The sequence below is a fragment of the Lysobacter capsici genome, from assembly GCF_018732085.1.
Classification (GTDB): domain Bacteria; phylum Pseudomonadota; class Gammaproteobacteria; order Xanthomonadales; family Xanthomonadaceae; genus Lysobacter; species Lysobacter capsici_A.
The window spans coordinates 5,844,633-5,866,853 of the sequence record NZ_CP076103.1 but is presented as its reverse complement, the minus strand read 5'-3'; the positions used below and the strand labels follow the sequence as shown (position 1 = coordinate 5,866,853).

Below are 22,221 nucleotides of genomic sequence, written 5' to 3'. Positions count from 1 at the left end.
ATCGCGCTCCGCGTCGGTCCACCGCGCCGCCTTCGTTGTCGTAATCGCGATCCGATGAAGGCCTGGATCGCATCTTGGAAGATCGCCGCATGAACCTGCGCGAACACGCGGTCTTGATGGCCGCCTACAACCGCTGGATGAACCAGCAGGTTTACGCCGCCGCCGCGCGCCTGCCGGCCGCGGCGATCGCCGAGGACCGTGGCGCGTTCTTCGGCTCCATTCTCGGCACGCTCAACCATCTGCTGATCGCCGATACGATCTGGTTGCATCGGTTCGCTACTCATCCCGCGGGTTTCGCCGCGCTGGAACCGTTCCGGATGAGCGAGCCGCCGCGCGACTTGCGCGCGACCGCACATGAGGATCTGCCGTCGCTGCGGGCCGCGCGCGAACGACTCGACGCTCTTATCGATGCCTGGGTCGACGAGTTGAGCCAGGCCGATCTGGATCATGTGCTCGCCTACGCCAACACCAAGGGCGTCGCGTCGCGGCGGCGCTTCGGCGGCCTGGTGATGCACTTCTTCAATCACCAGACCCATCACCGCGGCCAGGTCAGCACCTTGTTGACCCAGGCCGGGGTGGATGTCGGAGTGACCGATCTGTTGATGTTGATTCCCGCGGTGGATATCGACTGAGCGACGTCGCGGTGGGCGCGGCGGCGGTTACTGCGCTACGCACGCCTCGCGGATCGCCTGCACTTCGCGGCCCACCTCGCTGCCGTCGGGCCGCGCGTCGTTGATCGCGCGCAGCAGGCCGTCGAGCTTGGCGCGCGCCTGGCCGCGTTCGCCGCCGGCGCAGCGCGCCTGCGCGGCATAGGCCTGCGCGCGCCAGCCGAGTTTGCGCAGTTCTTCGTCGGTGGTCGGCAGGCCCGACAGCGAGTCGAGTTGCGCCAGGGCGGCGGCGTCGCCGGCCTGGGCCTGGACGTGGGCCAGGTCGAGTTCGACGTGGCGGGTGTGCGGGTGGCGTTCGCCGTAGTGCTTGCGGGTCAGGGTCAGCGCATTGCTCAGGCGGCCCAGGCCGCGCTTGCGTTCGCCCAGGGCGATATCGACATCGCCGAGCAGGCGATCGGTGTCGCCGACCACGCCGCTGTCGACGCCGAAGTGCTGCGCGCGCAGGCGGCGGCTTTCCTCGAGCAAGGGCATCGCCTGCGCGTCGCGGCCGGCGGCGTGCAGCACTATCGCCTGGTTGAACAGCAGGTCGGCCAGCACGTCCGCCGCCGGTTGCTTGCGCGCGACCACGACCGCGCGATCGAGTTCGCTCAAGGCCCGCTCCAGGTCGCCGCGCTCCCAGGCGATGATGCCCAGCGCGCTGTAGGTGCTGGCCAGCTGCGGGTTGCCGGCGCCGAGCCGTTGCGCGAGCAGGCCGCGGATCAGTTCGAACTCGCTCTGCGCCTGCGCGAACTGGCCTTGGTCGACATGCAGGCCGGCCAGCTGGCGCCGCACCGCGAGGGTGGCCGGATGCTGCGCGCCGTTGACTTCCAGGGCGATGGTCAGCGCGTCGCGCGCGTCGCGTTCGGCGTCGTTGACCTGGCCCAGCTCGCGTCGCAACGCGGCCAGGCTGCGGCCGATCTCGACCTGCAGCGGATGGCGGTCGCCGACGCTCTGCTGCAGGCGGCGACGCGCCTGTTCGAAGCCTTGCAGGGCCTCGCGGCTTTGCCCGGCGTCGGCCTGCAGGCTGGCCAGGTCCATCAGGTTCTCGACTTCGCCGACGTCGGTGTTCTCCTGCATCTCGCGGCGCACCGCCAGCGAGCGCTCGAACAACTGGCGCGCGCCCTGGCGTTCGCCGTTGGCGCGCCGGCAGCGGCCCAGTTCGGAATAGAAGTCGCTCGATTGCAGCGGCAACTGCGCTTGTTCGCGCCGGGCCAGCATCAGTTCGGGCTGCATCAGCGCGGCGCAGTCGCGCGGCTGGTTGAGCAGGCGCAGCACCTTGCCGCGCTGGGTCAGCGACTGCAGGCGCAGGCTGTCGGGGATGTCGTCGGTGGAGGCCATGATCGTGGCCTGGCGTTCGAGCAAGGCGCGCGCTTCGCTGTAGTCGCCCAGGCCGGTGCGCATGCGCGCGATCACCCCGAACAGTTCGGCGCGCGCGCGCGGCTGGCGCGCGAGTTCGCGATTGCCGCGCGCGACCGAGGCATCGAGCAGGCCGCGCAGGTCCAGCGCTTCGCCTTCGGGCGTGCCGCGCGCGCTTTCGAACAGGCCGACCATGAAATCCTGCATCGCCTGCGCGCGTGCCGCTTCGCCGACCGCTTCGCGCGCCTGCCAGGCGACGATGCCGAGCGCGGCGCTGAGCACCACCGCGACCAGCGCCGCGGTCGCCAGCGCCCAGCGATGGCGGGCGACGTATTTGTTGAAGCGATAGCGCAGGCTCTGCGCGCGCGCCAGCACCGGGCGGCCGGACTCGAAGCGTTGCAGGTCCAGCGACAGCGCTTCCACCGACGGATAGCGTTGCTCCGGCCGCTTGGCCAGGGTCTTGAGCACGATGTTGTCGAGATCGCCGGCGAGCTGGCGGCCGAGCCGGCGCAGCGAGACCGGGTCGATGTCGGCATCGTCGTTGTCGGCGTAACGCAGCACCGCCTGCGAGGGACGCAGCGGATCGGCGGCGAGGATCGCCTCTTCCCATTCGGCGTCGGTCTGGCGCTTGAGCCGATAGGGTTTTGAATCGGTCAGCAACTCGTACAGCACCACGCCGAGCGAATACACGTCGGTCATGGTGGTGACCGGTTCGCCGCGCACTTGCTCGGGCGCGGCGTAGTGCAGGGTGAACGCGCGCGCGCCGGTGCGGGTCTGCTCGGGCAGCGGCACGTCGCTGCTGTCGAGCAGCTTGGCGATGCCGAAGTCGAGCAGGCGCACGTCGCCGGCCGGCGTGACCATGATGTTGGACGGTTTGAGATCGCGGTGGACGATCAGGTTGGCGTGGGCGTGGCTGACCGCGTCGCAGATCTGCTGGAACATGCGCAGGCGCTTGTCCAGCGGGGTGCGCTGATTGCGGCAGTAATCGGTGATCGGCTCGCCTTCGACGTACTCCAGCGCCAGGTACGGCAGGCCCTCGCGGGTCACGCCGGCGTCGAGCAGGCGGGCGATGTGCGGATGGGCGAGGCGGGCGAGGATCTGGCGCTCGCGGGTGAAGCGGGTGCGCAGGTTGGTGTCGGCCAGGCCCGGCCGCAGCAGTTTCAATGCGACCCGGCGCTGGTACAGGCCGTCGGCGCGCGAGGCCAGCCAGACCTGGCCCATGCCGCCTTCGCCGAGCAGGCTTTCCAGGCGATACGTGCCGACCTCGACCCCGGGCCGCATGCCGGTGTTCTGCGGCGGCACCAAGGGTTCGGAGAGGAAATCCTCGTGGCCTTCTTCCAGGCCGATCAATTCGCCCAGTTCGTCGGCCAGCGCGGGATCGTCGGCGCGCAGTTCGCGCAGGCGTTCGGCGCGCGCGACCGGTTCGAGCTCGAGCAAGGCATCGAGCAGCGGAGACAGGCGTTGCCAGCGCTCGGCGTCCATGCGCGATCAGGCCCGAGCGCGGAGTGCGGCGGAAAACTGCGTGGCGGCGGAATGAGCGGTGGCGTGCATGGCGATGCGCATGGCGGACGGGCGCGCGGCGCGAATCATCGGCGCGACCGCGGCCGTCAGCGGTTGGGCTCGTCCTGCAGCGAGGCCAGCAGGAACAGGCGGGCCTTCTGCCAGTCGCGGCGGATGCTGCGTTCGGAGCGTTGCAGCAGCGCTGCGATTTCCAGCTCCGACAGGCCGGCGAAATAGCGCAGTTCGACCACCTGGGCCAGGCGTTGATCGACCTGGGCGAGCTTGGTCAGCGCGGTGTCGAGGCCGAGGGTGTCTTCGTCCAGGCGCAGGCCGCCTTCGACATCTTCGGGCAATTCGGTGACCCGGTGCAGATCGCCGCCGCGCTTTTGCGCGAGCCGTTGACGGGCGTAGTCGACCACCACGCTGCGCATGGCCGAGGCGGCGTAAGCGAAGAAGTGCGCGCGATCGTCGAACTGCGCCTCGCGGCGGCCGACCAGTTTGAGATAGGCCTCGTGCACCAGCGCGGTCGCGTCCAACGTCTGCCCGTGCTGGCCGGCCAACTGGCGCCGGGCCATGGTGTGCAGTTCCTGATACAGCGTCGCCAGCACGCGATCGAGCGCACCGCGATCGCCCTCGCGGGCGGCATCCAACAGGATGGTGATGTCAGCGCTATCGGCCATATACCCCTCGACTCCTTGCGACTATAGCGCGTTCATCTTCCCTTGGTAGCGACAGGCTTGGCACCAATCGCACCTGCGCTGGCTGGATTTTGGCGGTGTCGCCTGGAAATCCCAGGCGCAGAAAATACCCCGTCACGCTAACGCACGTGCTCGCATTCGGATGACAGGCCGGTTGGGCGGCATCGGCGGGAGTGGGGCGGCGCTGCGGGATCGGCTTGATGAGAGCGGCGTCATCGAGAGCGGCGCTGTGGAGAGCGGCGACGTCGAGCGCGGCTTATCGAGATCGGAACCTTCGAGCAAGCGGCCTGCGCTTGTGGGAGCGGCTTTTGTGGGAGGGGCTTCAGCCCCGACGCTTTTCGCTCGGAGCGCCGCGTCTTTTCTGGAAAGCCCGATGCTTCGCTGCGAACGGAACGAAAAGCGTCGGGGCTGAAGCCCCTCCCACAAGAGCCGGGCCTGCTCTCATGCAAGCGAAGCTCCGCCCTCGCAAGCGCCATGCTTGCGCCCAAAAAACCAGCGTATTTCCGCAAAAACGGCCGCTTTGTCAGCGGGCGCGTTGGCGCCCGCCGCTTCGCACCGCCGCAAAATCCAACCACCGCGCCACCACCGCGATCAACGCTGGCAATGCCCGCACCACACCGTCGTGCGCTGGCCGATGCTGGCCTGTTTGAGCGGCCGGCCGCAGCGTGGGCAGGGTTCGCCGCCGCGTCCGTAGGCCGCCAGTTCCTGTTCGAAATAGCCCGGCGCGCCGTCGGGGCTGATGAAGTCGCGCAAGGTCGTGCCGCCGCGCTGGATCGCGTAGCCCAGGATGGTCTTGATCGATTCGGCCAGTTGCACGTAGCGCTCGCGCGCGACCTTGCCGGCGGCGCGCAACGGCGACACGCCGGCGGCGAACAAGGCTTCGGCCGCGTAAATGTTGCCGACGCCGACCACGACTTTCTGATCCATCAAAAAAGTTTTCACCGGCGCCTTGCGGCCGCGACTGAGTTCGAACAGATAGTCGCCGTCGAAGTCGTCCGACAGCGGCTCCGGGCCGAGATCGCGCAGCAACTCGTGGGTCTGCCCTGGCGCCTGCCACAGCAGGCAGCCGAAGCGGCGCGGGTCGTTGAAGCGCAGCACGTGATCGGAATCGAGCAGCAGGTCGACATGGTCGTGCGCGCGCACCGGGGTGTCGGCCGGCAGCACCCGCAGGCTGCCGGACATGCCCAGGTGCAGCAGCGCGCTGCCGGCCGCGGTGTCGAGCAGCAGGTACTTGGCGCGGCGGCGCACCGCGTCGATGCGCTGGCCGGGCAGGGTGTCCTCGATCGCCAGCGGGATCGGCCAGCGCAGGTCGGGTCGGCGCAGGATCGCGGTGACCACGCGGCGGCCTTCCAGGTGCGGGGCGAGCCCGCGTCGGGTGGTTTCGACTTCAGGTAATTCAGGCATGTGCCCAGCGTACTATCCCGGTCAAGGCCCTGTGCCCTCCCGGGCGGGCCGCCATTCCGGGAGTGGGTGCGATGCCGCAGGCGAGCGAATCCGAACAGGCCGCCAGCGGGTCGCGATCCGGGCGGCGTAAATGGTCTGATTCGGAGGCCGGCCCCGACCGCGAATCGCCGCGCGCCGCGGCCGCAACCGCCGACGGCGGTGACGACCCCACTTCGGCGGTCGAGGCACCGCCGCGACCTCATGGCCTGCGCCTGCGCGCATTCGCCACCCGCGAACTCGATCAGGCGCTCGATGCGCTGGGCTGGCGCGGCAGCCGTATTCACGCCGGCGTGCATCTGGCGCGCAAGAACCTGCGCCGCGCCCGCGCGACCCTGGCCTTGGGCGGGCCGGCGCTCGGGCCGGGCGCGGCCCTGATCGATCGCGAACTGCGCAAGCTCAACGACGGCCTTTCCGCCTTGCGCGATGCGCATGCCCTGGTCGAAACCTTCGATCGCCTGCTGCGCCAACACACCGATTCCGAAACTCGCGCATTGCTCTCGCGCACACGCCGTCGCGCCGCGACCGCGCGCGCACAGGCCGCGCGCGAGGCGCGCATCGACGATCCTGACCTGGGCGCGCGCCGCTCGCTGCTGCGGGTGTTGCGCGCGGGCTTGCGCGCTCTGCCGTGGGCGCAGCTGCAACCCGAGCACTGGCGCGAGGCGGTCGTGGTCAGCCTGGCGCGGGTCGCGCGCGCGGCCGAAAACGCGCGCCGCAGCGGCGAGGACGAGGACTGGCACGGCTGGCGCCGGCGCGCGCGGCGTCTGTCGCAGCAGCAGCGCGCCTTGAAGACCGCCAAGCTCGGCCGCGACGCGCCGAAGTTCGACAAGCACCAGATCGAACGCCTCGGCGAGGCGCAGGACCTGAACCTGCTGCTGGACCACTGCGGCAAGCGCTCGCCGTTCGGCAAGCAGGATCGGACCGCGCTGAGGCGTTTCGCCCAGGCCGAGCTGGAAGGTGCGCGGGTGCGGATCGCCGAGGGCGGGGGCGCGGGCGCGGACTGAGCTGCGCTTTTTGTGGGAGGGAGCTTCAGCCCCGACTGCTTTTCGCTCAGGGGGAGGCGAACTTTCACTGCCTCGGATCGAAAAGCAGTCGGGGCTGAAGCTCCCTCCCGCAAGAGCCACCGAAAGCATCCCGATATATGGGGGGCAGGACCGCCCGCCAGGGAGGGGTCCAAGGAGGCCCGAACCGCCCCGATTCCCCTGAACCGCTCAGCCGTGCCCGCTTCGCCCCGGCTTGCCCGTTGGAATCCACGACCCCATCACAAACGCCTGAGCAGGGCCTGCGGCCGTACCGGCGCGAACGGTGGCCGGCAGGTGGCATGATCGCCTCCTGCACAACTGTCTTTTAATTGGTTCAAACTGTCCGTTGCTGGCCCCGCCGGTCTCACCGTCGGCCGCCGGACCCTCGCCGCTCCTGGAGTCCGCAATGCCCGCGTTTCTGATCGATTTCCTCGCCGGTGGCCTGATCCAGGCCAGCTTCTGGGAACTGGCCGTCTATTTCCTGGTGGTGACCCAGCTGACGATCATGTCGGTGACCTTGTACCTGCACCGCTCGATGGCGCACCGCTCGGTCGACTTCCATCCGGCGCTCGCGCACGTGTTCCGCTTCTGGACGTGGCTCACCACCTCGATGATCACCAAGGAGTGGGCGGCGATCCATCGCAAGCACCACGCCAAGTGCGAGACCGAGGAGGACCCGCACAGCCCGCAGTTCAAGGGCATCGACACGGTGATGTGGCGCGGCGTGGAGCTGTACCGCGAAGCGCGCGCGCAGCGCGAGGACATCGAGAAGTACGGCAAGGGCTGCCCGGACGACTGGATCGAACGCAAGCTCTACACCCCGCACGCGACCATGGGCCCGGTGCTGCTGCTGGTGCTGAGCTTCGCCCTGTTCGGCGCCGCCGGCGTGGCGATCTGGGCGCTGCAGATGGTGTGGATTCCGTTCTGGGCCGCCGGCGTGGTCAACGGCCTGGGCCACTGGTGGGGTTATCGCAATTTCGAAACCACCGACACCGCGACCAACCTCACCCCGTGGGGTTTCTGGATCGGCGGCGAAGAGCTGCACAACAACCACCACGCGTTCCCGAGTTCGGCCAAGTTCGCCCTGCGCAAGTGGGAGTTCGACATCGGCTGGACCGTGATCCGCGGCCTGAGCGCGCTGCGCCTGGCCAAGGTGCTGCGGGTGGCGCCGTCGCTGGACGTGCGTCCGAACATCGCCATGCCCGACGGCGAAACCCTCAAGGCGCTGCTGGCGATCCGCTTCCAGGCCATGACCGACTACTACCGCAACGTCACCCTGCCGGCGCTGCGCGAGGAAGCCGGCCACGCCGGCGATCGCATGCGCTCGCTGCCGCGTCGCCTGCGCAAGGGCCTGGCCGATGGCGGCCGCTGGCTCGACGGCGATGCGCGCGCGCGTTTGCAGCACTGGATCGACGAGCGTCCGCGCATGGCCACGGTGGCCGATTTCCGCCAGCGCCTGGCGCAGGTGCTCGATGACCGTTCGCACGACGCCCAGGCCACCTTGTCGCGTCTGCACGCGTGGTGCGTGGAAGCCGAAGCCAGCGGCATCCAGGCGCTGCAGCAGTTCTCGGCGCGGCTCAAGGGCTATGCGCTGGCGCCGGCGCGTCACTGAGCGCGGCGATCGGCGGCCAACGAAAACCCGCGCAGCGATGCGCGGGTTTTTTATTGCCCGCGACAACGCTGGCGCGGGCGCATGCGAACGATTGCACGATCGATCGCCGCACCTACTTGCCCGCATCGCGCAGCGGCCTCACCCTTCGCCCCAGGTCTCCCCCCGGTCCCGCGTTCATGCCGTATCGCCCGCTCGCCTTCGCCCTGTGCCTGTTGCCCGCCGCGGTCGCGGCCCAAGTCGCGGCCCCGGCCGCGGGCCCGGTCACGTCCACCGGCGATTACCTCTCGCGCATGGACGCCGACGGCGACGGCAGGATCTCGCTGATCGAATACCAGGACTGGCTGAGCTACGCCTTCGACGCGATGGATGCCAATCACGACGGTGTGCTCGATGCCCAGGAGCAGCCGCGCAGCGGCCGCGGCGCGCACGCCGCGCTGACCCGCGAGCAGCATCGCCTGACCCTGGCCGAACGGTTTCGCAAACAAGATCGCAACCACGACGGCTGGCTCGACGCGCGCGAACTCGCTTCGCCGCCGCAATGACCGCCACCGCGTCGCACACGTCGGGCATTGCGACGGCGACGCACGCGAATCGCTCGTATCGGCCTATTTCTCCACACCCGGTCGCAATGCCCGGATCGCGCAATTGCCGCCTTCGTGCATCGCGTGGTACCTAGTCGGGATGGAATACGCCTTGCCTCGCGGCGAACTCGACACCTTGTTCGCCGGCCCCCAATCGGTCACCTGCGAACAACGCCGCGAACTGGTCGACGCGATCGTCGAGCAACTGCGTGAGCAGCACGGCGAGCGCCTGCTCGCGGTGGCGCTGTACGGTTCGACCGCCCGCGACGACGACGGCCCGTATTCGGACGTGGAGCTGTGGGCGGTGCTCGACGACGGCGCGTTCGGTATCGATTTCGATCAGTCGCTGGAATGGGTGCATGGCCGCGGCAAGGCCGAGGTCAATCTGTATTCGCGCACCGCGGTGGAGGACTACGCCCGCAGCGTCGAGGAAGACTGGGCGCTCAGTCATGGCCAGTTCGTGCATGCGCGCGCGCTGTGGATCGCGCCCGATCACGGCACTCTGGTCGAGACCCTGCGCGCGCTGGCCGCGCATCCGGAGGACGACGCGGTCAATCGCGCGTTGTCGGAGATCGTGGTCGGCGAGCTGTACGAACTGATCGGCAAGCTGCGCAATCGTTTCGCGCGCAAGCCGCTGACCCTGCTGGCCGCCGAATTCGCCCAGCACCTGGCCTGCCTGATCGGCCTGGCCGAGCGGCATGTGTTCGTGTCGGCCGGGACGATGTTCGACGAAGCCGCGGACCTGCCCGGGCCGGACGGCGCGACGGCCTTGTTCAAGCGGGTGAATCAGGGCGATCTGGGCGACGACATCGCGGTGAGCGCGGCGATCGAGCGGGCTTGGGCGGGGATTGAAGTCTGGGCCGGCGAGGTGTCGTTGAACGAGACCTTGCTGCGACGCTGCGCGGCGGGGACGCGCTGAGCGCGCGCTTTGCATTGCTTGGCAAAGAATATGCGGGCCTTATCAAACCTACTGAAAGCCCCTCTCCCGTTTACGGGAGAGGGGTTGGGGTGAGGGCACGCGAAGACCGGCGCCGCATCTGCCCTCATCCGGCCCTTCGGGCCACCTTCTCCCGCACGCGGGAGAAGGGTTCGTGATCCCGGCCCGGCTATCGGCGCCATAAGCCGCTCCCGGTCGCTTGCCGCGCAGGCCTTCCTGAAAACCAACGATACTGACGCACTCGACGGATCGCCGATTCCATCCCTTCCGGAGCGCGCATGCCCGCTCTTTTGCATCCCTGGCTCAGTCAGGCCCGCATCGCCGCCGCGCGCGGCGGCGGTTGGCGGCGCAATCGCGGCGCGATCGCGTTGCTGGCCTCGTCGATCCTGCTGCCGCTCGGCCTGCGCCTGTCCGGCAGCGAAGCGGCGATGCTGCCGGCCGCGGTGCCGCGCCTGATCGCGCAGCTGCCGTTGCCGTTCGCGCTGCTCGCGCTCGCCCTGGCCTATGCGCTCGCACGCGGCCGCTTGATCGCGCTGGATGAGCGGCTGCGGCACGGCTGGTGGGCGGCCGCGCCGATCGCTCCGGCCGCCACGACCCGCACCTTGATCGTGCTCGCGTTCGCGGCGACCTTGCTGGCGATGCTCATCAGCGCGGTGATGCTGATCGCGTTCGGTGGCGAGCCGGTGCAGGTTCGCAGCGCGTGTTGGATCGTCGCCGGCGGGCTCGGCATCGGCGCGTCGTTCGGTTTGATCTCGGCGCTTCGCCATCGCCGCTATCCGCGTCATCGCCTGCGCGAAGGTGCGCGCCTGCCGCTGTTCGGCCTGCGCTGGCTCGACGACGCGCGCCTGCCGCATCTGAGCGACTGGCAACGCCGCGACGCCTTGCTGCGCTGGCGCCGCGGCGGGCATGCCTGGATGGTCGGCGCGGTGTTGGCGGCGCTGCCGAGTTCGACCGCGATCGCCGCCGGCCTGGGCGTGCTGCTGATCGCCGTCGCGATCGCCTGGTTCAGCCTGGTGGTGCGCGGCTGCGTCGCCGCGACCGTCGCCGCCGACCGCTTGCTCGCCAGCACGCCGCGCGCGCCGCGGGCCTTCGTGCGAGCGGCGTGGCGCTATCCCGCCTTCGCCTTCGTCTGCGCGGCAACGCTGATGCTGATCGGCGGCGCGCTGCTGTCGTTGAACTGGCGCGCCGCGCCGGTGTTGCTGGCGATCGTGCTGGTGCTGTCGTTGCCGGCGTTGTCGGGCTTGCGCCGCGTCCATCGGCCGGTGTCGCCGCGATGAACTTCATGCTCGAACTCGATGCGTTGCAGCACCGCTACGACGAACACGCCGTACTGCACGGCATCGACCTGCACCTGCGCGGCGGCGAATTCGTCGCCCTGATCGGACCGAACGGTTCGGGCAAGACCACCTTGCTGCATTGCCTGGCCGGCATTCAGCGGCCTAGCGCCGGCCGCGTACTGATCGGCGGTCACGACATCGTGCGCGAGCCCCTGGCCGCGCGTCGGCAGTTGGGCTTCGCGGTCGATCCGGCGCAACTGCCGCCCTTGCTGAGCGGACGCGAATGCCTGCGGCTGTTCGCCGGCGCGCGCGGCGTCGGCGAGATTCCCGCCGCCACCCTGGCCCTGGCCGAAACCCTGGGCTGCACCGCGATGCTCGACCGCCGCATCGGCCAGTACTCGCTGGGCACGCGGCAGAAACTCGCGATCTTGCTGGGCTTGCTCGGCGAACCGCCGTTGCTGGTGCTGGACGAACCGCTCAACGGGCTCGATCCGCTGAGCGCGTATGCGCTCAAGCATCACCTGCAACGGCTCGCCGCCGAACGCGGCACCGCGGTGTTGCTGGCGACCCATTCGCTGGATGTCGCCGAGCGTTTCATCAATCGCGCGGTGCTGTTGATGGACGGCCGTCTACGCCGCGAGTGGGCGAGCGATGAGCTCGATGCAATCCGCGCCGATCCGGCGCGGTCGCTGGAGCAGTCGATGGTCGAGGCGCTGGCCGATCCCGCGCCGCCGTGCTGATCGAGGTCCGATTGCAGGAGCGGCGTGAGCCGCGATCGAGGGTTTTCAGGTTGCGGCGCATATGCGGCGTCGAAGTCGGTTTGCGCCGTATGCAGGCCGGTTGGGGTGCGCGGTTTGTGCGGTGTCGCGGTCGCGGCTTGCGCCGCTCCTACAGGGGGATGGCCCGCTCGCGTTGTTGGTTGTCGATCGTCAGCCGTCAGGTGACAAGTAATGGAGGTGAGTGACGAGGTAACGGAGTGATGGGATGACGAGCCGCGACATTGTTGGTGGTTCGATTGGTTGTCGGAGGTCCGACTGTAGGAGCGGCGCGAGCCGCGACCGCGGAGTTACAGGTCGCGTCGCAGTTGCGATGTCGCGATCGAAACTCGCGCCCGCCAACAGCAACCGCATGGCAACAGCAAGGCAACAGCTGCGACTCTTTCATCAGGCGCTACGCCACACAGCTCCCGCATATCCATGCCCGAAAGCTCACCGCGAGCGGCAAGGCGACCAGGTCCGAAAACCTTTCACGCACCGTCACCTGCTACCATCCGCCCCGTTCGCAGAAGAGTGGCGCCGGCCTCGCGGTCGATGCCCGCCGAAGGCGCAGGCTCCCATAATCGCTCAGGCTCGGCCGTTCGGCCGGAGCACTGCGGACACCAACGCCGATCTGGAGAGAGGTCGCCACGCGGCCCACCGAAGGGGCAAGCGGTCCGACGCGCCGCGCCGGGCCGCCCAAACTCTCAGGTAAAAGGACAGCGGGAGCGGCGCCGTGGCCTTCGTCGTTCGACGATGCCGCGCAAACTCATGAGTGCATGCACGATGCGCGGCCTGCTGCTGCGCGTCGTCGCTTCGCGCGCTGCCGGTCGCCGGCCGCATGCGGGCACCGCATCGCGCGTGGGTATGCGTCGCATGGCCGCGGTTCTCCCGTATCGTCCGACGGAGCACCGCCATGTTGTTGCAGATCATCTACCTCATCGCCATCAGCGCCGAAGCCATGACCGGCGCGCTGTCCGCCGGGCGCCGGCGCATGGACCTGTTCGGCGTGGTCATCATCGCCTGCGTCACCGCGCTCGGCGGCGGCTCGCTGCGCGACATCGTGCTCGGTCACTATCCGCTGGGCTGGGTGCGCCATCCCGAATACCTGGCCTACACCATCGGCGCGGCGATCGCGGCCACGTTCCTGGCCAAGAAACTGCATTACCTGCGCCGCACCTTCCTGTGGCTGGACGCGCTCGGCCTGATCGCGTTCACCCTGATCGGCTGCGCGGTGGCGCGCGAAGCCGGTCATCAACCCGCGATCGTGGTGATCGCCGGCATGCTGACCGGCGCCTTCGGCGGCGTGCTGCGCGACGTGCTGTGCAACGAGATTCCGCTGGTGTTCCAGCGCGAGCTGTACGCGGTGATCTCGCTGCTGACCGGCGTGGCCTATCTGCTGTTGTTGCGCGTGGGCGTGGCCGAGAACGTCGGCGTGCTGTTGTGCCTGGGCGGCGGTTTCGCGCTGCGCCTGCTGGCGATCCGCTACGAGTGGGAGATGCCGTAGTTCGTGTATCAATGATCGCGCCGAGCGCCGGGTTCGAACGGTGCGAAGACGACAGGCTCGATCCGCGCGCTTGTGCTTGAACCGGGTCTGATTCAAGCCGGCGCGATCAATCCGCAAGCACCTGCGCGACCCGCTCGCGCAGCAGCGGCACCAGCTCGCGTTCGAACCACGCATTGCGCTTGAGCCACAGATTGTTGCGCGGGCTCGGATGCGGCAGCGCGACCACGGTGGGCCAGGTGTCGCGCCATGCCTGCACGGCCTGGGTCAGCGACGCGCCCGCGTCGGGCAGGTGATACGCCTGCGCGTACTGGCCCACGGCCAGGGTCAGTTGCAGATGATTCAAGCGCGACATCAGGCGCGCGCGCCAGGTCGGCGCGCATTCCGGCCGCGGCGGCAGATCGCCGGCGCGGCCGGTGCCGGGAAAGCAGAACCCCATCGGCAGGATCGCGACCCGGTCGGCGTCGTAGAACAATTCGCGCGACAGCCCCAGCCACGCGCGCAGACGCTCGCCGCTGGCATCGTCGAACGGGATGCCGCTTTCGTGGACCTTGCGTCCCGGGGCCTGCCCGGCGATCAGGATCCGCGCGCTCGCGCCCACCTGCACCACCGGCCGCGGCCCGTGCGGCAGGTGCGCTTCGCAGCGGGTGCAGGCGCGCACTTCGTCCAGCAGGGTCGGCAGGGAGGACATGCCGCGATGCTAGGGCTTGCCGGGGCCGGCGTCGATGCGCGGCGTTCATGTCGCGCGACCGGCCGCCCGGCACGCGATTCGGCTGCGACCGGCGTCGCAGTTGCGATGCCGTCGGGCGCGACGTTCGGCATCGCCGCGATGCGCAAACAACAACGCCGGCTTTCGCCGGCGTTGTTGCTTTCGTGCGTGCTGCAAGTTTCACGCGATCACAGGGTGATGTCGCGATCCTTGGTTTCCGGCAGGAACAGCGCGCCGATCACCACGGTCATCGCCGCGACGATGATCGGATACCACAGGCCGCTGTAGATATCGCCGGTGGCGGCGACGATGGCGAAGGCGGTGAACGGCAGGAAGCCGCCGAACCAGCCGTTGCCGATGTGGTACGGCAGCGACATCGAGGTGTAGCGGATGCGGGTCGGGAACAGCTCGACCAGCCAGGCGGCGATCGGGCCGTAGACCATGGTCACCAACAGCACCAGGAAGGTCAGCAGCGCGATCACCATCGGCTTGTTGATCTGCGCCGGGTCGGCCTTGGCCGGGTAGCCGGCGGTGGTCAACGCCGCGCTGAGCTGTTTGCCGAACGCTTCGGACTGCGCCTTGAACGTCGCGCTGTCGAGCGCTTCGCCTTCGAAGCTGTTCAAGCTCGCCCCGCCGATGCTCACCGTGGCCAGACTGCCGGCCGGACCGGCCGCGTTGACGTAGGGGATGCCCTTCTTGGCCAGCGCCGACTTGATCACGTCGCACGATTGCTTGAACGCGGCCTTGCCGACCGGATCGAACTGGAACGCGCAACGCTCCGGATCGGCGGTGACGGTGACCGGCGAGGCGGCGACCGCGGCTTCCAGCGCCGGGTTGACGTTGTGGGTGAGCGCCTTGAACACCGGGAAGTAGGTGAACACCGCGATCAGGCAACCGGCCAGCACGATCTTCTTGCGGCCGATCTTGTCCGACAGCCAGCCGAACAGGATGAATCCGCCGGTGGCCAGCGCGAGCGCGATGGCGATCAGGATGTCGGCCTGGTTCGGGTCCATGCCGAGGGTCTTGGTCAGGAAGAACAGCGAGTAGAACTGGCCGCCGTACCACACCACCGCCTGGCCCGCGGTCGCGCCGAGCAGCGCGAGCAACGCGATCTTGCCGTTCCTGGAGAAGAAGCTCTCGGTGATCGGCGCCTTGGAGGTCTTGCCTTCGGCCTTCATCTGCTGGAACAGCGGCGATTCGGCCAGCTGCATGCGGATCCACACCGACACGCCTAGCAGGATCACCGAGAACCAGAACGGGATGCGCCAGCCCCAGGCTTCGAAATCGTCCTTGCCCAGCCAGTTGCGGCAGGCCCAGATCACCAGCAGCGACAGGAACAGGCCGATGGTCGCGGTGGTCTGGATGAAGCTGGTGTACAGGCCGCGCTTGCCGTTGGGCGCGTGCTCGGCGACATAAGTGGCCGCGCCGCCGTACTCGCCGCCGAGCGCGAGGCCCTGCAGCAACCGCAACACGATCAGGATCACCGGCGCGGTGATGCCCATGGTCTCGTAGCTGGGCAGGATGCCGACCAGGAAGGTCGACAGGCCCATCAGCACGATGGTGATCAGGAAGGTGTACTTGCGTCCGATCATGTCGCCGAGTCGGCCGAACACCAGCGCGCCGAACGGACGCACCGCGAAGCCGGCGGCGAACGCGAGCAGGGCGAAGATGAACTGGCTGGTCTCGTTGAGGCCGCCGAAGAACTGCTTGCCGATGATGACCGCGAGCGAGCCGTACAGATAGAAGTCGTACCACTCGAACACGGTGCCGAGGCTTGAGGCGAAAATGACTTTCTTATGACCCTTGGTCAGCGGCGCGGTGGACGGCGGCGCGTTTGCGGCGGTGCTGGACATGTCTGTTCCCCCGAACAGTGAGAAGGAGCGGGCCGGGGCCCGCCGGGGTTTTTCTGTGTCAGAAACTGTGTTTGCTAGAAAAAGTGTTTGATCACGAGTCTCGAATCCCTCCGACCGTCATTCCCGCGAAGGCGGGAATCCAGAGACTTCAGAGTCATGCCTGGGTGAAGCCCTGGATTCCCGCCTTCGCGGGAATGACGGTAGGTAGAGGCGTCGCGGCCCGAGTTGCGCATTCAGAAGCTGTACTTCACATGCGTCTGCAGACGATTGATCTCGCCCTTGTCGCCGCTTTCGATCTCGCGCTGGCCCCAGATGTATTCCGCGCCCACATCGAGCTTCGGAATCGGGGTGTAGATCAGGTTGATGTGCGCCGATTGCGCCGAGTGGGTGATGCCGGTGCCGGTCAGCGCGGTGTCTTGGTCGTACTGCGCGCGCGAATAGAACAGGTTGCCGCGCAGCTTCGGGGTGAACACGTGCCGCCAGCCGACGAAGCCGGAGACGACGTCGATGTTTTCCAGATCGCCGTTCGCGTCGAGCACCGCGTCGGTTCGCCAGCCGATGTCGCCGATGCTGCGCGGTGAGTAACGCAGGTCGTCTTGCCGAGGTTCCACTGCCCGAAAGCTCAGACGGTTGCGTCGGAGATCGCCGGTCGACTTGAGCTGACGCGCCAGTGCGCCGACTGGCCCAGATGCCGCTGTAGCGCGCGGTGACGTGCCGCGGTCGCGCCGGCGCCGGGCATGTTGCCGCGAACGGCGTGCACCGTCTCCGGTGATCGAGAACGGCCGGCCCTGGTTCGCAACTGCGCTTGCCGCACGAACACCGTGCCTTGGTGCCAGTCGCCGTGTCCGGCAGCGCGCGGTCTGAACGCCAGGTCTGACCGGCGCCAGCCGCTACGGGCCTGGCGCGGTCGCCGTGTGGTGCGATCTCGTTGCCGGTGAACGCGGTGTGCGCCGCCGGTCGCGAGTAGCCCGGCTTGTCGCCGCTGTCCCGGTCGGTGTCGGTCGAGAACGACCGCGCCCGTCGGTGTCGGCGCTGCGCGTTGCCGCCGCCGCCACCGGTGCTTGGGCACGTAGGGGCGACCGGCCGTCGGCGTGTCGCTCGTTGTGGCCGCGTCGAGCGTCGGAGCGCCACTGACTGTCCAGCTCACGTAGGCCTGGTGCGAGGTCGCCGTTGGTGCCGTGCCGGTGAACGCGGTGGTGCGCCGCCGCGCGAGCCGGGCCCGGTCGTCGGCGCGGTGGCGCCAGAAGCGCGAGAAGTTCGCGCCCATGTCGGTGTCGGCGCTGCCTTCGCGATTGCCGCCGCCGCCGACCGGAATCGCCTTGGGCACGTAGAACAGGCGACCGACCGAACCGTCGGCGATGTCGCCGTCGTTGGTCGAGGTGACCGAGGCGTCGAGCTTGATGAAGCCGCCGTAGCTGAAACGCGTGCCGGGATTCGCGCCGGGGTTGATCGGCGCGGTCTGCAGGCTCGGCTTGCCCGGCGCGGCGACCGCGGCGACCGGCGCGCTGGCTTGCGCGGCCTTGACCTCGGTGACCTGGGTCTGCACCTGCTGCTGTTGCGACACCAGTTGCTGGACCATGCGTTCCAGGTCGGCGACGCGCGCTTCGAGTTCCTTTTCCTTCGCGGTCTGGGCGAAGGCCAGCCCGGGCAGGGCCAGCGCGACCAGCAAGGCCGCGGCCAGCGGCCGCCGTCGGATCGTTGCGCGCGGCGCGGCGTTGCGTGTCATCACGCGAGTGACAGTCATGATTCCCCTCCCGAAGAATGCCGCCCGAACGGTGCGGCCGCGGCCAGCCTGCGCGCGCCCCGAGTGGGTCACCATTCGCCATTGGTCGTAAAAAGCGCACCTGTATGCGGGGTTTACGACCAAGGTCTAGGGGTGGGAATCGGGAATCGGGAATGGGGAATAGGAAATCAAAAGCAGGCAGAGCCGCTCTACCGATTCCCGATTCTCCATTCCCGATTCCCGGCCTTTAGACCAAGGTCTAAAGGCCCCCACCTCAGCAGCGCTTGCTGCATTGCGGCACACTTGGGTGCCGAGATTGAGGGCTCGAGATTCGCCACGACATCATCGTGGCCGGCATCCGAATCCCGAATCTCCAATCCCGAATCCCGCCCTACGCAGGAGCCCGCAATGAGTCACCCCGCCAGCGTCTATCCCATCGACGAGGATTTCGCCGCCCGGTCGCGTTACCGGCGCGAGGACTACCAACGCCTGTACGCCGAATCCATCAGCGATCCCGACGCGTTCTGGGGCCGCATCGCGCAGCGGCTGGAGTGGTTCAAGGCGCCGACCAAGATCAAGAACGTCAGCTACGACCTGCGCGATTTCCGCATCAAGTGGTACGAAGACGGCGAGCTCAACGCCAGCGTCAACTGCCTGGACCGGCATCTGGCCACGCGCGGCGACAAGACCGCGCTGTTGTTCGAACACGACGATCCGAACCTGCCGGCCGAGCCCATCAGCTACCGCGAGCTGCACGCGCGCGTATGCCGTCTGGCCAACGCGCTGCGCAACCTCGGGGTCAAGAAAGGCGACCGCATCACCATCTACCTGCCGATGATTCCCGAAGCGGTGGTCGCGATGCTGGCGTGCGCGCGCGTCGGCGCGATCCACTCGGTGGTGTTCGGCGGTTTCGCGCCGAACTCGATCGCCGACCGCATCGCCGACTGCACCAGCAAGCTGGTCATCACCGCCGACGAAGGCCTGCGCGGCGGCAAGAAGGTTCCGCTCAAGGCCAACGTCGATGCGGCGCTGAAACTGCCGGGCACCAATTCGGTCGAAACCGTGCTGGTGGTGCGCCACACCGGCGCCGCGGTCGACATGCAGATGCCGCGCGACCGCTGGTACGACGCGGTGATCGAAGGCCAGCCCGACACCTGCGAACCCGAGCGCATGAACGCGGAAGACCCGCTGTTCATCCTCTACACCTCCGGCAGCACCGGCAAGCCCAAGGGCGTGCTGCACACCACCGGCGGCTATCTGACCTATGCCGCGTTCACCCACGAAGCGGTGTTCGACCTGCGCGAGGACGATGTCTACTGGTGCACCGCCGATGTCGGCTGGGTCACCGGCCACAGCTACATCGTCTACGGCCCGCTCGCCAACGGCGCGACTGCGCTGGTGTTCGAAGGCGTGCCGAACTACCCGGACGTGTCGCGGTTCTGGAACGTGATCGACAAGCACCAGGTCACGATCTTCTACACCGCGCCGACCGCGATCCGCGCGCTGATGCGCGACGGCGACGAACCGGTCAAGAAGACCTCGCGTTCCTCGCTGCGCCTGCTCGGCACGGTCGGCGAGCCGATCAATCCCGAAGCCTGGCGCTGGTACTTTGATGTCGTGGGCGATTCGCGTTGCCCGATCGTCGACACCTGGTGGCAGACCGAGACCGGCGGCATCCTGATCACGCCGCTCGCCGGCGCGACCGACCTCAAGCCCGGCTCGGCGACCCAGCCGTTCTTCGGCGTGCAGCCGGCGCTGGTCGACGCCAACGGCGGCGAGCTCGACGGTGAGGCCGAAGGCAATCTGGTGCTGAAGGATTCCTGGCCGGGGCAGATGCGCACGGTCTATGGCGATCATCCGCGTTTCATCGAGACTTATTTCCGCACTTACCCGGGGACGTACTTCACCGGCGACGGCTGCCGCCGCGACGCCGACGGGTATTACTGGATCACCGGCCGCGTCGACGACGTGATCAACGTCAGCGGCCATCGCATCGGCACCGCCGAGGTCGAGAGTGCGTTGGTGTCGCATCCGAAGGTGGCCGAAGCCGCGGTGGTCGGATTCCCGCACGACCTCAAGGGGCAGGGCATCTACGCCTACGTGACCCTGATCGCTGGCGAAGCGCCGGGCGAAGACCTGCGCAAGGAGCTGGTCGCCTGGGTGCGCAAGGAAATCGGCCCAATCGCCACGCCCGACCATCTGCAATGGGCGCCGGGTTTGCCGAAGACCCGCTCGGGCAAGATCATGCGCCGCATCCTGCGCAAGATCGCCGAGAACGCGCCGGATCAGCTGGGCGATACGAGCACGCTGGCCGATCCGTCGGTGGTGGATAGTCTGGTTAATGAGCGGCTTGGGAAGTAGATCAAGAGCAAAAGCAAATCCCCCCTGGCCCCCCTTTTTCAAAGGGGGGAACCGATCTGGGGGATGCGACCGACATCGAAGCCACGTCATCGCCAGCTCTCAAGCAATCCCACCTGACGGGTTCCCCCCCTTTGAAAAGTGGGGGGCGATCTGGGGGACGCGACCGACATCGAAGCCACGTCATCGCCAGCTCTCAAACAATCCCACCCGACGGGTTCCCCCCTTTGAAAAAGGGGGGCAGGGGGGATTTGCTCTTAGCGCCGAACTCGCTCGCAAACCACCCGAAAGATCTTCTCCATGACCGCGGTCGTTTCTGTCAAAACCTGCAAATTGTCGAACCGCACGACCATCAGCCCAAGCGCCTCCAACGCTGCGGTTCGCCGCGCATCCGCCTCCAGACCCTTCTCGGTCAAGTGCTGCGATCCATCCACCTCGATCACCAGCCGAGCCGCCGGCGCGTAAAAGTCCGCGACGTACCCCAGTAACGGTTTCTGCCGATAAACCTGCACGCCCAAGACCTGCTTGCCCCGCAACAAGCACCAAAGCCGCTGCTCAGCCGCGCTCATCCGACAACGCAAACGCCGAGCGGGCAATCTGAGACAGGGTTCATACGGCAGCATGCGCACATTTCACCCACCTTCACCCATCGTCCAATAGCGGGCCACACCCCTGCTGGTCGTAAGATTCCCCTGACAGCAAGTCCGGCTCACGCATGACGTCCGCCGCCGCAACACCCGCCGCAACGCAGTACCCGAGGTCCCCCATGCCGACCCTGCTGATCGCCGACGACCACCCGCTGTTCCGCGAAGCCCTGCGTGGCGCGGTCGCGCGGGTGCTGCCGGATGCGGCCCTGCGCGAGGCCGACAGCGTCGATGCGCTGTACGCCCTGGTCGAGGCCGAATCCGACGCCGACCTGCTGCTGCTCGATCTCAACATGCCCGGCGCGCAAGGCTTCAGCGCGCTGGTGCATCTGCGCGCGCTGCATCCGCAGTTGCCGATCGTGGTGGTGTCCGCGCGCGAGGAGCCGGCGACGATGCGCCGCGCGCTCGATCACGGCGCGGTCGGTTTCATCCCCAAATCCGCCGACGCGGTGACCCTGGGCGAGGCCCTGACCACCGTGCTCGACGGCGATCGCTGGGCGCCCGCCGCCGCGTTCGCCGCGCCCGCCGCCAACGCCGAGGAACACGACGCCGCGCAGCGCTTGCGCGACCTCACCCCGCAGCAGTTCCGGGTGCTGCAGATGCTCGGCTCGGGCCTGTTGAACAAGCAGATCGGCTACGAACTGGGCGTGTCGGAAGCCACGGTCAAGGCCCACGTCACCGCGATCCTACGCAAGCTCGGCGCCAACAACCGCACCCAGGCGGTGCTGATCGCCGGCCGCCTGGCGCTCGATCCGGGCGCGATCGTGCCGCCGCCCGAAGAGGCCGACTGAGGCAACAGGTCGCGCACGGTGCCCCTCGCGAATGCAGGCGCCGACAATGATGGTGTTCGAAAACGGCGTGCATATCCGCGTCGATTGCGGCATGCGGGCGCCGCACCGCGCATGCGTGCGGCAGGAAAATGCGTGAACGCGTAACGCGGACGAAGGCCGGTTGTGGGACGTCGATACCCTCAATGCCTGCTTACTGACGGCAACTGTCGGGAACGGCGTCGGACAGTTCTTCGCTCAGCGAGTCGATCGGAACGAAACGGTAGCTAAGATCGGATTCGCTGCCGTTCATCAGTGAGCGGACATGAAAATCGATGCGGTCGTGTCCCAGCTTGCCGGCGTATTCGACCGAGCCGCGTTTGGCCTGCACGGTGAATTCGATGCGGCCCGACTCGACGGTGTAAGCGCCGCGCGGAAGCCCGACGCAGTTGCGGTTGAACCAATGGTTCAATGCCTGCGGTGGTTCGCGCGTGGACAGGGTGATCGCGGTGCCGTCCGGATACAGGCGCAGATAGGAAAAATAATCCGACTGTTCGGTTTGATAGACGCCGTCGAAGCGGACCGCTTCGGCGACGACGGGGCCGGCCTGCTTTTCGCCTTTTCCTTCCCTCTGCTGGGCGACCTGCTCTACGTCTTTTTCCGCGACTTTTTCCACGGGCATCTGCCGCGGATTCGCGCTGCCGAGCAACAGCGGTGTGGCGGCCAGGGCCAGCAGCACTATCCAGTTCTTTCGCATGGCGGTTCCTTCCGGGGAGAGAGGGATTATAGGCGGCCGGTCGAAGCCGGAGCGCCGCGGATCGCGTCCATGTCGAGCCGG

General features: G+C 68.0%; 21 protein-coding genes and 1 riboswitch. Of the genes, 11 read left to right on the top strand and 10 right to left on the bottom strand.

Annotated features, from left to right (window positions below):
* Positions 1 to 89 precede the first annotated feature (89 nt).
* Positions 90 to 632, top strand: coding sequence for a DinB family protein (locus KME82_RS24375; protein ID WP_215499195.1), 543 nt, complete (start codon positions 90 to 92; stop codon positions 630 to 632).
* 27 nt (positions 633 to 659) lie between these two features.
* Here KME82_RS24375 and KME82_RS24370 read toward each other — a convergent pair whose 3' ends face one another.
* From KME82_RS24370 to KME82_RS27295, 3 genes are all read right to left on the bottom strand, one after another.
* Positions 660 to 3,485 (bottom strand): serine/threonine-protein kinase, encoded by a 2,826-nt coding sequence (locus KME82_RS24370; RefSeq protein ID WP_215496323.1) that lies wholly within the window; start codon positions 3,483 to 3,485, stop codon positions 660 to 662.
* A 125-nt stretch (positions 3,486 to 3,610) separates the two neighbouring features.
* Entirely contained in the window at positions 3,611 to 4,183 is a 573-nt protein-coding gene (locus KME82_RS24365; RefSeq protein WP_036107887.1) for an ECF-type sigma factor, read from the bottom strand.
* 132 nt (positions 4,184 to 4,315) lie between these two features.
* Positions 4,316 to 4,627 carry a DUF6053 domain-containing protein gene (locus KME82_RS27295; protein ID WP_430538761.1) on the bottom strand — a complete coding sequence of 104 codons (312 nt, stop codon included), beginning with the start codon at positions 4,625 to 4,627 and terminating at the stop codon, positions 4,316 to 4,318.
* On the opposite strand from KME82_RS27295, the gene KME82_RS27290 reads away from it, so the two are divergent.
* Positions 4,510 to 4,851, top strand: a complete 342-nt coding sequence (locus KME82_RS27290; protein ID WP_430538760.1) for a DUF6053 domain-containing protein — start codon at positions 4,510 to 4,512, stop codon at positions 4,849 to 4,851. The genes KME82_RS27295 and KME82_RS27290 overlap by 118 nt on opposite strands.
* Here KME82_RS27290 and mutM read toward each other — a convergent pair.
* The gene (mutM, locus tag KME82_RS24360) at positions 4,793 to 5,605 is read right to left on the bottom strand and encodes a bifunctional DNA-formamidopyrimidine glycosylase/DNA-(apurinic or apyrimidinic site) lyase (RefSeq protein WP_215496322.1); all 813 of its coding nucleotides are present in this window, start codon (positions 5,603 to 5,605) and stop codon (positions 4,793 to 4,795) included. The genes KME82_RS27290 and mutM overlap by 59 nt on opposite strands.
* A gap of 71 nt (positions 5,606 to 5,676) precedes the next feature.
* On the opposite strand from mutM, the gene KME82_RS24355 reads away from it, so the two are divergent.
* The 7 genes from KME82_RS24355 (at position 5,677) to KME82_RS24325 (ending at position 13,332) form a co-directional block, all read left to right on the top strand.
* On the top strand, positions 5,677 to 6,645 hold the full coding sequence (locus KME82_RS24355) for a CHAD domain-containing protein (RefSeq protein ID WP_215496321.1): 969 nt from the start codon (positions 5,677 to 5,679) through the stop codon (positions 6,643 to 6,645).
* A 424-nt stretch (positions 6,646 to 7,069) separates the two neighbouring features.
* Positions 7,070 to 8,275 (top strand): DesA family fatty acid desaturase, encoded by a 1,206-nt coding sequence (locus KME82_RS24350; RefSeq protein WP_215496320.1) that lies wholly within the window; start codon positions 7,070 to 7,072, stop codon positions 8,273 to 8,275.
* Positions 8,276 to 8,451: 176 nt separating this feature from the next.
* Complete coding sequence (locus tag KME82_RS24345; RefSeq protein ID WP_215496319.1) at positions 8,452 to 8,817, top strand: calcium-dependent protein kinase 21; 366 nt, start codon at positions 8,452 to 8,454, stop codon at positions 8,815 to 8,817.
* A 151-nt stretch (positions 8,818 to 8,968) separates the two neighbouring features.
* Entirely contained in the window at positions 8,969 to 9,775 is an 807-nt protein-coding gene (locus tag KME82_RS24340) for a kanamycin nucleotidyltransferase C-terminal domain-containing protein (RefSeq protein ID WP_215496318.1), read from the top strand.
* A gap of 296 nt (positions 9,776 to 10,071) precedes the next feature.
* Positions 10,072 to 11,070 (top strand): hypothetical protein, encoded by a 999-nt coding sequence (locus KME82_RS24335; protein ID WP_215496317.1) that lies wholly within the window; start codon positions 10,072 to 10,074, stop codon positions 11,068 to 11,070.
* Entirely contained in the window at positions 11,067 to 11,810 is a 744-nt protein-coding gene (locus KME82_RS24330) for an ABC transporter ATP-binding protein (RefSeq protein ID WP_215496316.1), read from the top strand. Before KME82_RS24335 ends, KME82_RS24330 begins: the two co-directional genes overlap by 4 nt.
* A 639-nt stretch (positions 11,811 to 12,449) precedes the next feature.
* Positions 12,450 to 12,556: riboswitch (glycine riboswitch) on the top strand.
* 185 nt (positions 12,557 to 12,741) lie between these two features.
* On the top strand, positions 12,742 to 13,332 hold the full coding sequence (locus KME82_RS24325; RefSeq protein WP_215496315.1) for a trimeric intracellular cation channel family protein: 591 nt from the start codon (positions 12,742 to 12,744) through the stop codon (positions 13,330 to 13,332).
* Positions 13,333 to 13,438: 106 nt separating this feature from the next.
* Here the strand turns inward: KME82_RS24325 and KME82_RS24320 are convergent, their stop codons facing one another.
* The 4 genes from KME82_RS24320 to KME82_RS24305 all read right to left on the bottom strand — a co-directional run bounded on the left by KME82_RS24320 (position 13,439) and on the right by KME82_RS24305 (position 17,710).
* Positions 13,439 to 14,020, bottom strand: a complete 582-nt coding sequence (locus KME82_RS24320; protein ID WP_215496314.1) for a uracil-DNA glycosylase family protein — start codon at positions 14,018 to 14,020, stop codon at positions 13,439 to 13,441.
* A gap of 206 nt (positions 14,021 to 14,226) precedes the next feature.
* Entirely contained in the window at positions 14,227 to 15,891 is a 1,665-nt protein-coding gene (locus KME82_RS24315; RefSeq protein WP_215496313.1) for an MFS transporter, read from the bottom strand.
* Positions 15,892 to 16,124: 233 nt separating this feature from the next.
* Positions 16,125 to 16,502, bottom strand: coding sequence for a hypothetical protein (locus KME82_RS24310; RefSeq protein WP_215496312.1), 378 nt, complete (start codon positions 16,500 to 16,502; stop codon positions 16,125 to 16,127).
* Between the two features lie 11 nt (positions 16,503 to 16,513).
* Positions 16,514 to 17,710, bottom strand: a complete 1,197-nt coding sequence (locus tag KME82_RS24305) for a hypothetical protein (RefSeq protein ID WP_215496311.1) — start codon at positions 17,708 to 17,710, stop codon at positions 16,514 to 16,516.
* Between the two features lie 312 nt (positions 17,711 to 18,022).
* Between KME82_RS24305 and acs the strand changes: the two genes are divergently transcribed.
* On the top strand, positions 18,023 to 19,975 hold the full coding sequence (gene acs, locus KME82_RS24300; RefSeq protein ID WP_215496310.1) for an acetate--CoA ligase: 1,953 nt from the start codon (positions 18,023 to 18,025) through the stop codon (positions 19,973 to 19,975).
* Between the two features lie 254 nt (positions 19,976 to 20,229).
* On the opposite strand, the gene KME82_RS24295 is transcribed toward acs, so the two are convergent.
* On the bottom strand, positions 20,230 to 20,595 hold the full coding sequence (locus KME82_RS24295) for an endonuclease domain-containing protein (RefSeq protein ID WP_215496309.1): 366 nt from the start codon (positions 20,593 to 20,595) through the stop codon (positions 20,230 to 20,232).
* Between the two features lie 143 nt (positions 20,596 to 20,738).
* Between KME82_RS24295 and KME82_RS24290 the strand changes: the two genes are divergently transcribed.
* Positions 20,739 to 21,407, top strand: a complete 669-nt coding sequence (locus KME82_RS24290) for a response regulator transcription factor (protein ID WP_036107931.1) — start codon at positions 20,739 to 20,741, stop codon at positions 21,405 to 21,407.
* 190 nt (positions 21,408 to 21,597) lie between these two features.
* On the opposite strand, the gene KME82_RS24285 is transcribed toward KME82_RS24290, so the two are convergent.
* Positions 21,598 to 22,122: a hypothetical protein gene (locus tag KME82_RS24285; protein WP_215496308.1), complete on the bottom strand. Its 525-nt coding sequence runs from the start codon at positions 22,120 to 22,122 to the stop codon at positions 21,598 to 21,600.
* Positions 22,123 to 22,221: the final 99 nt, after the last annotated feature.